The sequence below is a fragment of the Cytobacillus sp. MT66 genome (genome assembly GCF_058792595.1).
Window position 1 is genome coordinate 219,498 of the sequence record NZ_JBXAFB010000001.1, and the last position, 15,494, is coordinate 234,991.

The following is a 15,494-nucleotide window of genomic DNA, read 5'->3' on the forward strand; positions in this document are numbered from 1 at the left end:
CACAAAAATTAAAACAGTAAAAAGGAGACAAATATGAATTTCGATTTAAGTAATGAAAATATTCAAGTAAGGAATATGGTAAGAAGCTTTGTCGAAAAGGAAATCCTGCCAAATGTCAAATATTATGAGGAAAACAGACTATTTCCTAAAGACATTCTCCGGAAAATGGGAGGTGCAGGTTTATTCGGGGCATGTTTCCCTGAAAAATATGGCGGTTCAGAAATGGGCTTTTTGAATCTTTCCATTATTGCAGAGGAAATTTCTAGAGCTCACCCTGCATTTGGATACTCATTTAACATGCAGTCCATGACATGTCCATTTACTATTTTAAATTGGGGTACAGAAGAACAGATACAAAAATATGTCCCTGATCTAATCAAAGCAAAAAAGATTGGCATGTTCGGTCTTACAGAATCAGGCGGTGGATCTGATGCAGCAGGCTCAATGAAAACAACAGCAAAATTGGAAGGCGACGAATACGTCATAAACGGATCAAAAACATGGATCACCTTTGCTAATGAAGCAGATGTAGGCGTCTTATTCGCTAAAACAGATATGTCTGCAGGACATAAAGGAATTTCTGCTTTTATTATTGAAACTAATCGACCTGGTTTTACGGCCAAGCCGATCGAAATTAGTGCGCTAGGCCATATGATGAGAAGCTGTGAAGTATTCTTAGAGGACTATCGCATTCCTAAAGAAAATCTCCTAGGCAAAGAAGGGGAAGGCTTTAAAATTGCGATGAACGCACTTGATTACGGCAGATTAACAGTTTCCTCAAGATTAGTAGGCATTGCTCAAGGCTGTGCTGACGAATCTATTAAATATGCAAATGAAAGAGTCGTTGGCGGACAAGCCATTGGAAATTACCAAATGATTAAGCACCTGATAGCTGATATGGTAGTTGAAACTGATGCCGCAAGACTGCAAACATACAGAAGCGCATATTTAAAAGACAAAGGTGAGACAGCTACAAGGGAAAGCTCTTATGCAAAATACTTTGCATCAGAGGTTGCTGCCAAAGCAACTAGAAGCGCGCTGGAAATATTCGGAGGAAACGGCATTTCTGATGAATACCCAATTATGAAATATGTCAACTATGCCAATATGCTTCATTTTGGGGAAGGTTCAGCTAATATTCAAAGAATTTTGATTGCAGACGATGCTTTAGGCTATAAAGATGCTAACAGACACCAAATCAAAAGGAGATTTCCTCTCACCAGCGATATTGAATTAGAAGCCGTTAAATAAAAATCGAAACAATAACGGACTCTACGCATTAACTAAGGTCGTGAATTCATGCAGCAGTCATTGCCAGCAATAACCATGAGCAGGGGAGTCATCCTGCTGACTCTGGCACTTACCTATATTATTTATTCGTTTACTGATTTGCCGATTAGCCTGTTTCTAATCTCACTCGTCATATTGGCATTCGCGGTTTCATTGCCGTACATGAAGGCTTTTCCGAAATACATGAGTCTATTGCTGATCTTTTTTGGAAATCTAATTTTTTTCCTCAGTAAAGGCGACGGACAATATTGGGTTGACTCAGTTTTGAATAATGTTGCATTAGTTGCCTTATTCATCACCGTTCCATTGCTGTCCTACCCATTAAAAAATGGCGGTTACATAGAGTATGTTGATCAGCTAGTATCAAAGTATTTAAAAAGCAGCATCGCCAAAATTGCATTTATTACCGCAAGCACCTGTGTGATGAGTTCGTTCTTAAACTTAGGTTCATTGAGGGTCATGTACGATCTATTCATCGGGCGATTTGGCTATCTAAATAAAATATTTGTCAGGAGCCTCGTACAGGGATTTTCTCTTGCAGCCTTCTGGTCACCTTATTTTGCCGGGGTCGCCATTATCATGCACCTTGCGGGGGTCAAATTTGTCTCATTTCTCCCATATGGTTTGGGAATGGTCATTATTTGCTATTTGACATCCATTATTATCAACTATCTCTACATTTCTAAAGAAAAAGATAAAGATATGGATACCAGTTCATTAATGGCCTCGGGAATTGAAACAAGAAGAAATATCAGACCAGCACAGAGTGAAATCAGCCATAGAAAAGGGATTGAATTATTCGTTGCGTTTATTGGCTTATTTCTATCATTATTTTTACTTGAAAAATGGCTTCATGACCAAAATGTACTCATCTTGATTTCCATCCTTGCGATTGCCTACACGTTTGTTTGGTCACTTTTAATCAAAAAAATGAAGGAATTAGCCCATTCATTAAAAGATTATTTTAAAGAAGTTGCACCAAATGTCCATACAGAATCCATCATGATTATTTCCGCTACGTTTTTTTCACAGATGGTAATGCTGTCTGATTTTCCTGTGATTCTTTCATCACTATTTTCAAAAACAAGCGGGATCTCACTCATTTTAACTATCCTAATCATCATGTTTACCTGTGTTATAGCATCATTTTTTATACACCAGGTTTTGCCGATCTCTATTTTCGCAACGACGATTTCTCCTGAAGCCATTGGATTAAAGCCGGAACTGTTCGTTTTAACCTTAATTATAAGCTGGGGCATTACACCTCTTATTTCACCTGTTTCTGCAGCAAATATGATAGCAGCGGGCTTATTTAAAACAAAACCTTTTGAAATTGGATTTCTGAATATGATTTACACCATTTTCATTATTTTCTTATCTTCTTTCACCATTTTTTTGACAAATAAAATACTTTAAATATGATCTTTTCAGATCATATTTAAGCTTCATTATTGAAAACGCTGTCAATTTCCTTTAAGGGGGTGGTCAAACCTTAAACTAGACGCTATTCAATTATGACTTTATTTAAAAAAGGGGAGAAGAAAATGAAAAAAATACTATGGGTTTTTATGGTTGCCCTAATGTCAATCGCACTGATTGCATGTAGCTCTAACAGTGCTTCAAATGAAGGAAGTTCAGGTTCAAGCTCTGGGTCAGGGTCTGAAGGATCAAGTTCAAGTTCAGGATCTGATTCTGGTAAACCAGAAACTTACAACTTAATGTTTGCAACAGGAACAACAACTGGAACTTATTATCCATTAGGAGCAATTTTTTCAGATTTCTGGAACAAAAAGCTTGATTTTGTAAAAGCTTCTTCACAAGCAACAAACGGAAGTGTCCAAAACTTGGTTTTCATCAAAAATGGTGAAGCACAGGTTGCCTTAGTTCCAACTGGTACACTTTGGGAAGCATACAATGGTGAAGCATCATTTAAAGACAACAAAGTAGAAAATGTCAGGATTTTAGCTGGTTTGTATCCAAACGTTAACCATTTCGTAGTAAGAAAAGGTTCTGGTATTGAAACCATTGCTGATACAGCAGGCAAAAAAGTCGTTCCAGGTGCAACTGGAAGTGCGACTGAAATTGAAGCACAGCATGCCTTTGAGGTTTACGGTGTAGATTACGAGAAGCTAAGCAAGGACTTTGTCGGATTTACTGAAGCAACAGACCTTATGAGAAATAAGCAAACTGATGCAGCAATGATCATGGCAGGGGTGCCAACATCAGCTGTTACAGAAATGTTATCCACTGCTGATGGACAGCTTTTATCTTACTCCAGTGAGGCTATTGATAAATTAAAAGAAAAATATCCATGGACAATGGAATACACAATCAAAGCAAATACTTACGAAAATCAGCCTGAGGATGTATTAACAGTTGCTCAGAACAACTTCATGATTGCAAGCACAGATATGCCAGATGAAGTAGCTTATGAGCTTGTTAAATCCTTCTGGGAAGGTCTTGAAGATATGAAAGGATCACACGCTGTTGTTGATCAGTTCAGCATTGAAAAAGCAATTGAAGGAACATCTGATGTTCCACTTCACCCAGGTGCAGAAAAATACTACAAAGAAGTCGGAGTTTTAAAATAATCAACAAACGAATATAGCTCTATCGATTATTTCGAGAGCTATATTCTTCATTTTTAAATGAGGGATGTGCTGGCAATGAATACTTTAGAATTAGAAAAATACAGCAGCAGATTAATGGGATTAATTCCGCCTGAGAGAATTGTAAAAGCAGAATTCCCACGACCTTCAAAAGAAATTATTGATAGATTCCTAGAAATAGATGGTTTAACTCCCACTGTTTCCGATGTTCTTGATTCAATGGGTATTAAAGGGGTTATTTCAGCAAGCAGACTGCGTCCAGTTATTACTGGAAAAAAGATTGTCGGTCCCGCAGTGACAATTCGATATATTCCTGAAAGTATCACGCCAGATTACGGGCATGAACAGAAAGAGCGGGCAAAATTAGCGGACCGCGATGTTTATGCCATTGCTGAAGAAGGCGATGTTCCTGTTTTTGATGCTGCTGGTTTAGGAGATGTGTCCGTAATGGGCGGATTATCCACCCTTGTTGCAAAAAAATGGGGAATGGCAGGCAATATCATTGATGGCGGTGTCAGGGATGTAGATACAATCCGCAAACTTGATTACCCAGTATGGAGCACTGGACAAACACCAATTACAGGAAAATACCGGGTAGAGGCAATGGAAATTAATGGTCCGATCTCCATCGCGGGTGTCCGGGTAAATCCTGGTGACCTGATCATCGCGGATGATAGCGGAGTCGTTGTCGTTCCATTTGAACATATCAGTGAAGTTTTGCAAAAAACAATCATCGCAGTGAAAAAAGAAGATGATGTAGTTAAGTTATTTGAATCAGGTGCTTCTATAGAAGAAATAAGCAAAATACTGCCGCCGAGCAAATGGTAGAGAGGGGAAAAACCATGTCATCATTTCGAGATCTGGCCTGCACAGAAATTATTAAAGGTATAGAAGAGGCTAAGCCAGATTATTTATTAACACTGCCATGCAGTACAATAGGTCCTGTCATTGAACATTTTGAAAATTCAACAGAAGTAAGATCTTTTCCTATCAGCCGGGAGGAAGACGGTGTGGGTATTGCTGCCGGAATCAGCCTCGGCGGAGAGATGCCAATTATGCTAATCCAGGACACCGGCATCGGAAATTCAATCCTTGCAATCACAACCTTTGCCCAAGCCTATCATGTTCCAATGCTGATTTTAGTCACGAGACGGGGAGGATTTGGCGAAATTAACTCTGCTGTTAATTTATTTTCCGAGCCGTTGCCGCAAATTCTTGATGACGCAAATGTAAAAACATTTAAGCTTGATTATCGTGTTCCTCTTAAGGAATGGAGCACAGCTATTTCGCATGCAGCCAAATATGCAAAGGATACCCATCGTCCGATTATTGTCATGTTTAACATAAAGGGTGGTGCTGACCAATGATGTCAAGAATGGATGCCTTAAAGGTACTTTATAAATACACCGAAGATATTCCTGTCATTTCTTCATGCGGAAATACTTCCAGAGAATGGGCAAGCCTTGGAAGAAGGGATAATCATTTATACATGGTAGATACCATGGGTCTGACTCCATCGGTTGCTATTGGTGTCAGCCTGACATTAGAAAAAAAGGGAATTAAAAAATGTATCGGCATAGAGGGTGATGGGGGGATTCTTATGAACCCAAATTCACTTGCCTCAGCGGGATATTTAAATCCAAAAAAATGGATGATAATAGTGTTTGATAATGAATGCTTTGCCTCAACTGGCGGGCAATGCTCCTTAGCTAGCAAGATTGATATATCTAAAGTTGCTGCAGGTTTTAATTTAGAGGTATTGCAAGCAGATCAGGTGGATGAGTTTGAAAATGCAGTAAAAAAAGCCCTTGAAACGGAAGGGCCAATTGTTATCCATGCCAAAATTAGTCAGGAAAATCACCCAAATCCATTCATTAATGCCGATCCTGCTGTTTTAGCATATAAATTCTCAGAGTTTTTAAAAAGATAGTTTCACTGCTGTATAGGGGACCACCCCTATACAGTCCTTATAATTAAGTCAAATATAAATGAAAAAACAAGAAAAGTAAAATACGAATATTTAATAGTTTTCAAAAATTATTAGATAATTCCAATAAGGAGAGTGAAATAATGAAGGCATTAGTTGTTGATCGTATCCATGAAGATGGTATCAAGCTTCTGCAGCAATACTGCGAAGTAGATATACATCATGATCTATCTCCAGAAGACTTGTCTCATAAGATTGGAAACTATGATATTCTGCTAGGCAGAGCCACACCTGCAACAGGGAGAATTGAGTATCCTCTTTTAGAAGACAGCGGCAAATTAAAGATCATCGGGATTGCTTCCGTTGGACTTGATCAATTTGATAAGGATTACATTGCCTCAAAAGGCATTAAACTTATCAATCTGCCTGGAGTAAACTCCATATCCGTAGCGGAGCACACCGTATCTTTGTTATTATGCGGCATGAGATGCATTCTCCTAGCCTATGAACAAATGAAGGATTCTGTATGGAACAAACATGGATTCACATCTGCACAAGAGATATATGGAAAGACAGCAGGTATTATTGGTTTTGGCAATATTGGCAAAAATGTCTGCAGAATCCTCAAAAATGGATTTAATATGAATATCCTAACCTATGATCCTTACATATCAGAGGAAGAGGCAAATCATGCGGGAGCGAAGCTAGTCCCATTAGAGGAATTATTGTCGGCGTCTGATGTCGTAACCATTCATGCACCGCTTACAGAAGAAACCTATCATATGATTGGGGAAGAAGAAATCAAACAGATGAAGCCTAATTCGGTTTTATTGAATGCAGGCCGCGGAGGCATTATCGATGAGGATGCATTATTTACTTATTTAAAAAATAAACACCTAAGGTTTGCCGGATTAGATGTTCAGGAAGTTGAACCATGCCATGACTCTCCGTTATTTACGCTTGATAATTTTATTGCTACCCCTCATATTGCGGGTTTAACTGAAGATGCTTTATCTCGTGCGGGAATCAGGGTTGTAAAAGAGTGCTTAGATTTTCTCGGTGTGGAAGTTGATGCAGCAACGCAAAAGTAAGAAGATGCGACAACTGGAACTAGAATGTAGAAAAAATTTGTAATGTTTTGCAAAATTTTATCTGATTTTTAAATATTCTGGCAGGAACTAATTAACACTAAGAGAATACATTTAATGTGCTGTTTATTTTTAATGAAAAAATTCTTAAAAGAGGTGCAAAAAAATGGAAAACAAACACATCATTTTTGAAAGAGCAACAGAGGAAATTGCGGTTCTTAGGTTAAATAGACCTGATTATTTAAATTCTTTTAGCCATGAAATGATCAAAGATTGGTATAAAGCTCTAGTGGAATATAAGGAAGATGATACCTTAAAAGCACTTATAGTTACTGGAACAGGAAAGGCATTTTCAGCGGGCGGTGATATCAAAGCTCTATCAAAGGGTGATGGCTTTATCGGCGAGCCTGAACAAGACCTATGGGGCGACGCTGTAAAGCGAAAAGCAGCATTATGGGAAAACATTCAAAAGATTCCTTTACTTATGGAGCAAATTGACAAGCCTGTCATTGCCTGTATTAATGGAGACGCCATTGGCGCGGGTCTTGATATGGCACTTATGTGCGATATTCGTTTTTGCGCAAGCACAGCAAGACTAGGAGAAGGATATATTCACCTCGGTTTAGTTCCAGGAGATGGCGGCGGCTACTTTTTGCCTAAGATAGTTGGCGAAACAAAGGCTTTAGAGCTTCTATGGACTGGCGAAAGAATCAATGCGGAAGAAGCGCTGAAAATCGGTCTTGTCAATTATGTGTACTCTCCTGAAGAAGTATTCGAAAAAGCAATCGTTTTTGCTAAATTATTAAGCTCCAAGCCGCAGAATGCGATTAGGATGATTAAGAGATTAGTAAAAAACCACAATACGATGAGCTTGAGAAATCACCTTGACATGGCTTCTTCCCATATGGCCGTTGTCACTGATACTCACGAATATAAAACTTTATTGGAACAAATGAGGAAGAAATAATTCTGTAAAGGGTACATAGGATTGATTAAATATAGAAAATATATATAATTTTCAAAATTATATATATTTTCTATTGGAATTATTATAAAATATAAAAGTAATATTGAAAAAACGAATGAATTAAAGGTGGTACCAAAAAATGTTATCAGACCGATTAATTACGTTATCATCCGCACCTGTTTGGAAGTATCTCGGAGAGGAACTAAAGTTTGCGGAAAACGGAAAATCTGAAGTCTATCTCAAAATTAAAGATGAGTTTCTTCAGCATTTTGGAAATGTTCATGGCGGCATTCTCGCTACATTGCTTGATTCATCAATGGCCGCTGCAGTTAACTCTATGCTTGACGATAATGTGTTCACAGTGACTGCAGAAATGAACATTCAATATATTAGACCTGCCACTGGATCCTTTTTAATTGGCAGAGGAGAGGTTATCAAAAACGGGAAAACAATTACCAGCTGTAAAAGCGAGATATTTAATGAAAAAGATGAATTGATTGCTTTTGCCACTGGTACATTTGTTAATAAATTAAAAACATAAAACACGACAACACTAAAGGAGGAATTTCATTTGAGTCAAGCAACAAACAAAGTAACTGAAGAAGATCTTCTCAGGCAATATGACAGCGAATTCAGAACAAGAGATTATCTTGGCACGACTGCAAAAATTGTGACAGGAATTTTAGTTATCTGGTCACTCTTCCAGCTTTATACAAGCAGTTTTGGTGTATTAGAAGCAATTAAAATGCGCGCATGGCATCTAGGTTTTCTGCTCATTCTATCCTTTCTAATTTATCCAGCATCTAAGAAATCCGCAAACAAACGCAAACTTCCCACAGTATGGGATATGATCTGTATCCTCTTAACCTTAATATCTATGGGTTACTTACTTTTAACGTATGATACTTTTGCAAGAGAACGATTTGGAATTCATATTGAAATGGATTATTACATGGCAGCACTTGGAATGTTAGTTACTTTTGAAGCAAGCAGACGTGTTGTTGGTAATGCATTAACTATTATTTGTGCAGTGTTCTTAATTTATAACTTTGCTGGTCCAATGCTGCCTGGTGCTATAGGCCATGTTGGATTTAGTTTTGAACGTGTTACTGACATTATGTTCTGGGGAAGCCAGGGTATTTTCGGGATCGCGTTAGGGGTTTCAGCTACTTATATTTTCTTATTCGTATTGTTTGGTGCATTTTTAAAGAATAGCGGTTTCACAGATTTTATCAATGATGTTGCCCTATCATTGGCTGGATGGACTGCCGGCGGACCTGCTAAGGTTGCTGTAATTGGAAGCGGATTCATGGGAATGGTAAACGGAAGCGCTGTGGCAAACGTTGTAACAACTGGTGCAGTTACAATCCCATTGATGAAGAAAACAGGGTATAATCCTAAATTTGCTGGTGCAGTAGAAGCCGTTGCATCTACAGGAGGCCAGTTTGCACCGCCGATTATGGGTGCAGCAGGTTTCATTATGGCAGAGTTTTTAGGTGTTCCATACCGAACAATTATGCTTGCTGCTATTATTCCTGCGTTGCTATATTACGTAACGATATTTATGGTGGTTCATTTTGAAGCAAAGAAAATCGGCCTTACAGGAATTGCCAAAGAAAACATTCCGAACATGGTTCAGGTATTAAAAGACAGAGGCCATCTAATTATACCGCTTGCTGTTCTGATCGCTTTATTAAGTACTGGCGTAACACCGCTTTATGCAGCTGTATTTGCTTTGATCGCAACTGTAATTGCCAGCTGGCTGCGCAAATCAACAAGAATGACACCCCGCATTATTATCGATTCACTTGTTGAAGGAAGTAAGGGTGCCATTGGTGTTGGTATGGCCTGTGCCATCGTTGGTGTAGTTGTCGGGACAATCTCATTAACAAGCTTAGGTTTAACGCTAGGAAATAATATTCTATCCATTGCAGGAGAAAATCTATTCCTTGCAGCATTCCTTACCATGTTTATTAGTATTATTTTAGGGATGGGGATTCCAGCAACTGCAGCTTATATCATCGTTGCAACAATTGCTGCACCATTACTTGTTAAACTTGGCGTACCGCCATTAGCTGCCCATATGTTTGCATTCTTCTATGCAGGTCTATCAAATATTACACCGCCGGTTGCATTAGCTGCATATGCTGCTGCGGGTCTATCAGGAGCTTCGCCAAATAAAGTTGGTATAGAAGCTGTCAGGATTGGATTGACAGGATTTATTCTGCCGTTCTTCTTCTTATACAATCCGGTTCTACTATTTAATGGGGAAACCGTATCGGCCAGTCTATTAGCAATGGTCACTGCTACAATAGGGGTTGTATGTCTGGCAGCTGGACTGCAGGGGTGGTTTTTAACAAAAACAAATATCATTCAGAGGATTGGATTGCTTGTTACCGCATTTCTTATGATTGACCCTGGTTTAATAACAGATATCACTGGCATTGCAATTTTGGCCATTGTAGCTATCTGGCAAAGAATGACCGGTGTTAAATCTAAAGCTGGATCTGAAATAAACGATTCAACAAGTAAAATCTCAGGATAACGAATAATATACTGCAATCTTATGAGTCTGAATATTTAAAAAAGGAGAAGTGTAATGGTAAACCAACAAAAACTAGTGGCGCTTATTACTGGCGCAAGTTCGGGAATAGGTCAGTCCTCTGCAAGAGTACTAGCAGAACAAGGCTATAACATTGTTGCAAACTACCTCTCAAATAGTGAAGGGGCAGAGGAAACCAAGAGACTTGTTGAATCAGCAGGGGGCGAATGTCTACTTATTAAAGCCGATTTAACAAGCAAGGAACAGGTTGAAGGCATGGTTAATCAGGCAGTTGATGCATTTGGACGCATCGATGTACTTGTCAACAATGCTGGCGCTGCTGTCAAAAGAAGTCCTTTCTTAGAAATTGAAGAGGAGCTTTGGCAAAAAACATATGACATCAATGTCAAGAGTATGTTCTTAGTATCTCAAGCCGTTCTTAAACATATGGTTGAGCAGAAGTCTGGAAAAGTAATTAATATCTCCTCGGTTGCTGCACGAAGAGGGGGGCCAGGAGAAAGCATCCATTACGCTTCAGCAAAGGGTGCGGTAAGCACAATGACTGTTGGGCTGGCACAGGAATTCGCACCATATGGGATACTAGTAAACGGGATTGCTCCAGGATTTATCCTGACACCTTTTCAGGACAAATTTTCAACACAGGAACGAATCGACCGGATCGTCCCTACAATACCAATTGGCAGAGCTGGAAATTCAGATGACATTGGAAAGGTTGTCGGATTCTTAGCATCAGATGCAGCTAATTACATGATGGGTGAAATCATCACCGTCAGCGGCGGACGATAATAGGAAAAATTTAATTATACCTATGTGGGCGAAAATCCACATAGGTATAAAAGTTTTACAAGACTGCTAGAGGAGGACTAAATAATGAAACAGCCATTAGAAGATATAAAAGTATTAGACTTGTCAAGGGTATACGCCGGTCCAGGCGGATCCATGCTGCTTGGCGACCTGGGGGCAGATGTCATTCGCATCGAATCTCCTGGCGGGACAGATAGTATGAGGGATTGGGTGCCATTTGTTGATGGAGAAAGTACATATTATATGTGTGCAAATCGAAACAAACGATCCATGACAATCAATTTAAAACATGAATCTGGCAAACAATTATTTCTTAAAATGCTAGAGGACGCAGATGTTGTTTTAGAAAACTTCAAAACAGGCACTTTAAAGCGGATGGGACTAGGCTATGAAGACCTGAAAAAAGTAAACCCAAAAATTATTTTATGCTCCGTTACCGGATATGGCCAAACTGGGCCTTTCAGCAAGGAACCAGGATTTGATCCAGTTATTCAGGCAATTGGCGGCCTCATGGATGTAACCGGTTTTCCAGATGGCGAACCTACAAGGGTAGGACTTCCTGTTGTTGATATTATGACTTCACAATATGTTGCCATCAGCATTATTTCCGCTATCCGATTAAGGGATCATACAGGAGAAGGACAGCATATTGATTTATCATTATTAGACGTTCAATTAAGTGCATTGGCGAATGTCTCAAGCAGCTATCTAAACAAAGGCAGCATATCAAAGAGAATCGGCAACAGCCATAGTTATATTGTTCCATATCAAGTATTTAATTGTCAGGATCGGCCATTAATGGTCTGTGCCGGTAATGACCGTTTATATAAGAAACTTTGTGATGTGCTGGGCCACCCGGAATGGACAACAGATGAAAGATATCAAACAAATAACAAACGGATTGAAAATAGGGAAGAACTAACACAAAAAATCCAAGACATTTTTCAAACAAAAACCGCTGACGAATGGTTTGAGGAATTATCATCTGCAGGTGTTCCAGTTGGTCCAGTTAATAATATTGAGCAGGTATTTGCTCATCCGCAGGTACAAGCAAGAGAAACGGTGGAAGAGATTTCACATCCAAAGCTGGGAAAAGTCAAGCTTGTCAGAAACCCAATGAGATTTTCTGGTCTAGAAATCAAAACAAAGAGTCATCCGCCGCTTTTAGGGGAGCATACAAATGAAATTCTTGAAAAAGAGCTTGGTTTAAATAGTGAAGAGATAGCTAGATTGAAAGAGGAAGGAATTATTTAGCATTTTTTTAGAGACCATTTCCGACATTAAATATTAGCCAATATCACTATACAGTAGCTGCTTTTTTCCTTAAGCAGCTATTTTTAAAAATAAGGTTATTAAATTTTTCTATAATAGAGAAAAAATTATAAAAAACTCCAATATACTAATGGTGAAGTTTTCAGAAGTATTTTATAATTAAACCCATAAATATAGATTCTGTAGTCAGTTGAAAGGAGTTTAAAAGATGTTCGAAATGATTGAAATAGAACAGCAGTTTCCTGATGGCAAAATATCAGATATCAAAACGGCTGTACAAGATGAAATTAAAAAATTTATTAACCCTCAGACCCTTCACGCAAATGCAGAAATCGCCATCACAGCTGGAAGCAGAGGCATTTCCAATATTGTTGAAATATTAAGGGAATCAGTTAATTGCTTGAGAGATTTAGGCTACCATCCCTTCATCGTGCCTGCCATGGGAAGTCACGGCGGTGCAACAGCAGAGGGCCAAATTGAGGTTCTAAAGCATTTAGGCATTACCGAAGAGAGCATTGGAGCAGAAATTCGTTCCTCCATGGATGTAGCGCTGCTTGGCACTACAGATAAGGGACAGCCTGTGTACATGGATAAAAATGCCTTTCATGCAGACGGGATCTTAGTTATTAACCGTGTTAAGGCTCATACCTCATTTCGGGGAAGGGTAGAAAGCGGTTTAAGTAAAATGATAACCATTGGACTTGGCAAGATTAAAGGGGCATCATTTGTACATAGCGATGGGGCCCTTAAAATGGCTGAAAACATTGAAGACGTATCAGCTTTTGCACTCCAGAACAGCAAAATATTAATGGGACTTGCCATTATTGAAAATGGGTTTGATGAAACTGCAAATATTGTCGGGGTACCAAAAGAAAAATGGCATGACAAAGAAGAGGAGCTATTAAAGCTTTCAAAATCAATGATGCCAAGCCTTCCGCTTGAAAACATCGATATATTAATCGTTGAGGAAATGGGGAAACGTTTTAGCGGTACGGGAATGGATCCCAATATTATTGGAAGGTGGAGATTAGATGGAATTCCGGAACCTCAAAGCCCTGCAATCTCCAGAATTGCCATTTTAGATCTTAATGAACAATCATTTGGAAATGCTCAAGGAATCGGGCTTGCTGATTTCACAACGCAAAAATTAGTAGATAAGATGGATCGGAAATCAACCTATACAAATGCGCTTACTGCGACTACTTTACGCAGGGCAATGCTTCCGATGATTTTTAATACAGAAAAAGAAGCGATTGAAACAGCGATTTCCAGCCTTGGTCCAAAAATAGATAAGAACTCTATTAAAATCGTTCAAATCCCAAATACACTTCATCTAAGCCGTGTATTTTTAAATAAGGCCGCTATGGACGAGCTCAATAAAACTGACAGGAAATTTTCTATTAAAGCAGCCCATGAATTGACATTTGATGAAAGCGGAAATATTTCCAAGAAATTAACAGTTCATCAATATATCTAATTAGAGGAGGCTTCAAATGGAAAGTACAGACCTTCTGCAAAAAACAGCCCTCATGATAGACAGTAATGATAATGTGGCAGTCGCCCTAACCGATCTTAAACAAGGTGATCTTGTACGTATTCGTTTTAATAATCAGGAAGAAACAATCCAGGCATTAGAGGATATTGCTTTTGGCCATAAAATTGCCTTAAGGGATATTGGTGAAAATGAATGCGTCTTGAAGTACGGAGAGGAAATCGGCAAAATGAAGGAGCCTGTCCAAAAGGGCGGCTATATTCATAACCATAATATGTACTGTGACAGGGGGATGAAATAAATGACAGATACTTTCATGGGATACCGCAGAAAAAACGGCGCTGTTGGGATCAGGAACCAGATTGCCATCATTCCGTCTGTTTTTTGTTCTGCAAAAGTTGCTGAAAGGATTGCCTATCAAGTTCCAGGAAGTGTGTATTTCAGACACCCTGTTGGCTGCAGTCAAGTGGGAGAGGATTTAGAGGTTACAGCAAAAACTTTGATTGCCATTGGAAAAAATCCGAATTTTGCTGGAGTGGTTGTAGTAGGTCTAGGCTGCGAAAGATTCTCGCCCTATGAATTAGCCGACGGTATTGCGCCTTCAAATAAGATGCTTGAGACTGTCGTGATTCAGCAGGAAGGGGATTCCTTGGCTGCTATCCAAAAAGGCAGCAAGATTGCCAGAGAAATGCAGCAGATTGCTTCCCGGCAGATCAGAGAAGAAGTACCAGTTAGTGAACTTATGATAGGATTAAACTGCGGGGGCTCTGACATGACCTCAGGGCTTATTGCAAACCCAGCTCTGGGCATAGCCTCCGACAAGCTCGTTGCCCAAGGCGGGTCATCCATCCTAAGTGAAATCACTGAATTAATTGGCACCGAAGATATTTTAGCCAGAAGAGCTATTAACGATGAGGTGGCAAGAGATATTAGGGAAACGATCAATCTTACTGAGGAAAAACTAAGAAGACAAACACAAAATTCCAGCAATAAAGACCGAACTCATCTAATTTCAACTGGGAATTATGCAGGAGGATTATCAAGTGTTGTCGAAAAGTCTTTAGGCAGTATGAAAAAATCAGGCAGCGCGCCATTCAGCGGTGTCATTAAATATGGCCACCAGCCGGACAAAAAGGGACTATTTTTACTTGATTCACCTGGCCATGATGGTGAAGTTTCAACCGGTGAGGTAGCTGCGGGGGCCCAAATGATTCTTTTTCCTACAGGAAGAGGAACACCTACTGGATTCCCGGGGATTCCTGTAATAAAAATTACAGGAAACCCAAAGACTTACCAAAAAATGCGCGAAAATATTGACATCAATGCCGGTCAAGTACTGACTGGGGAAAAAACGCTGGAGGAAATGGGAGAGGAAATCTATCGCGAAATCCTTGATGTAGCCTCAGGTAAGTATGTAAAATCAGAAGTACTTGGCCATGATGAGCAATTCTGTGTCACACGCTTGCCGTAGCTAAACAATAT

Annotated in this window: 15 protein-coding genes; all 15 read left to right on the top strand. The window is 39.3% G+C overall.

The window, feature by feature from the left end:
- Window positions 1-33 precede the first annotated feature (33 nt).
- The 15 genes from AC1Q59_RS01060 to AC1Q59_RS01130 all read left to right on the top strand — a co-directional run bounded on the left by AC1Q59_RS01060 (window position 34) and on the right by AC1Q59_RS01130 (window position 15,483).
- The gene (locus AC1Q59_RS01060) at window positions 34-1,251 is read left to right on the top strand and encodes an acyl-CoA dehydrogenase family protein (RefSeq protein ID WP_492363914.1); all 1,218 of its coding nucleotides are present in this window, start codon (window positions 34-36) and stop codon (window positions 1,249-1,251) included.
- Between the two features lie 48 nt (window positions 1,252-1,299).
- Window positions 1,300-2,706: a hypothetical protein gene (locus tag AC1Q59_RS01065; RefSeq protein WP_492363915.1), complete on the top strand. Its 1,407-nt coding sequence runs from the start codon at window positions 1,300-1,302 to the stop codon at window positions 2,704-2,706.
- Window positions 2,707-2,834: 128 nt separating this feature from the next.
- A complete protein-coding gene (locus tag AC1Q59_RS01070; RefSeq protein WP_492363916.1) occupies window positions 2,835-3,881 on the top strand; it encodes a TAXI family TRAP transporter solute-binding subunit in 1,047 nt (348 codons plus the stop codon).
- 75 nt (window positions 3,882-3,956) lie between these two features.
- Window positions 3,957-4,727 carry an RraA family protein gene (locus AC1Q59_RS01075; RefSeq protein WP_492363917.1) on the top strand — a complete coding sequence of 257 codons (771 nt, stop codon included), beginning with the start codon at window positions 3,957-3,959 and terminating at the stop codon, window positions 4,725-4,727.
- Window positions 4,728-4,741: 14 nt separating this feature from the next.
- Entirely contained in the window at window positions 4,742-5,266 is a 525-nt protein-coding gene (locus AC1Q59_RS01080) for a thiamine pyrophosphate-binding protein (protein ID WP_492363918.1), read from the top strand.
- A complete protein-coding gene (locus tag AC1Q59_RS01085; protein WP_492363919.1) occupies window positions 5,263-5,829 on the top strand; it encodes a thiamine pyrophosphate-dependent enzyme in 567 nt (188 codons plus the stop codon). The genes AC1Q59_RS01080 and AC1Q59_RS01085 overlap by 4 nt, the downstream gene beginning before the upstream one ends.
- Window positions 5,830-5,969: 140 nt before the next feature.
- A complete protein-coding gene (locus AC1Q59_RS01090) occupies window positions 5,970-6,917 on the top strand; it encodes a hydroxyacid dehydrogenase (protein ID WP_492363920.1) in 948 nt (315 codons plus the stop codon).
- 163 nt (window positions 6,918-7,080) lie between these two features.
- Window positions 7,081-7,881 carry an enoyl-CoA hydratase/isomerase family protein gene (locus AC1Q59_RS01095; protein ID WP_492363921.1) on the top strand — a complete coding sequence of 267 codons (801 nt, stop codon included), beginning with the start codon at window positions 7,081-7,083 and terminating at the stop codon, window positions 7,879-7,881.
- Between the two features lie 139 nt (window positions 7,882-8,020).
- Window positions 8,021-8,422 carry a PaaI family thioesterase gene (locus tag AC1Q59_RS01100; protein WP_492363922.1) on the top strand — a complete coding sequence of 134 codons (402 nt, stop codon included), beginning with the start codon at window positions 8,021-8,023 and terminating at the stop codon, window positions 8,420-8,422.
- 30 nt (window positions 8,423-8,452) lie between these two features.
- Entirely contained in the window at window positions 8,453-10,426 is a 1,974-nt protein-coding gene (locus AC1Q59_RS01105; RefSeq protein ID WP_492363923.1) for a TRAP transporter permease, read from the top strand.
- 54 nt (window positions 10,427-10,480) lie between these two features.
- Window positions 10,481-11,230 carry an SDR family NAD(P)-dependent oxidoreductase gene (locus AC1Q59_RS01110; RefSeq protein ID WP_492363924.1) on the top strand — a complete coding sequence of 250 codons (750 nt, stop codon included), beginning with the start codon at window positions 10,481-10,483 and terminating at the stop codon, window positions 11,228-11,230.
- A gap of 84 nt (window positions 11,231-11,314) precedes the next feature.
- Entirely contained in the window at window positions 11,315-12,502 is a 1,188-nt protein-coding gene (locus tag AC1Q59_RS01115; protein WP_492363925.1) for a CaiB/BaiF CoA transferase family protein, read from the top strand.
- Between the two features lie 226 nt (window positions 12,503-12,728).
- On the top strand, window positions 12,729-13,997 hold the full coding sequence (locus AC1Q59_RS01120) for a nickel pincer cofactor-dependent isomerase, group 22 (protein WP_492363926.1): 1,269 nt from the start codon (window positions 12,729-12,731) through the stop codon (window positions 13,995-13,997).
- Window positions 13,998-14,013: 16 nt separating this feature from the next.
- Entirely contained in the window at window positions 14,014-14,313 is a 300-nt protein-coding gene (locus tag AC1Q59_RS01125; protein ID WP_492363927.1) for a UxaA family hydrolase, read from the top strand.
- Window positions 14,314-15,483 (top strand): UxaA family hydrolase, encoded by a 1,170-nt coding sequence (locus AC1Q59_RS01130; protein WP_492363928.1) that lies wholly within the window; start codon window positions 14,314-14,316, stop codon window positions 15,481-15,483. It begins immediately after the preceding gene.
- Window positions 15,484-15,494: the final 11 nt, after the last annotated feature.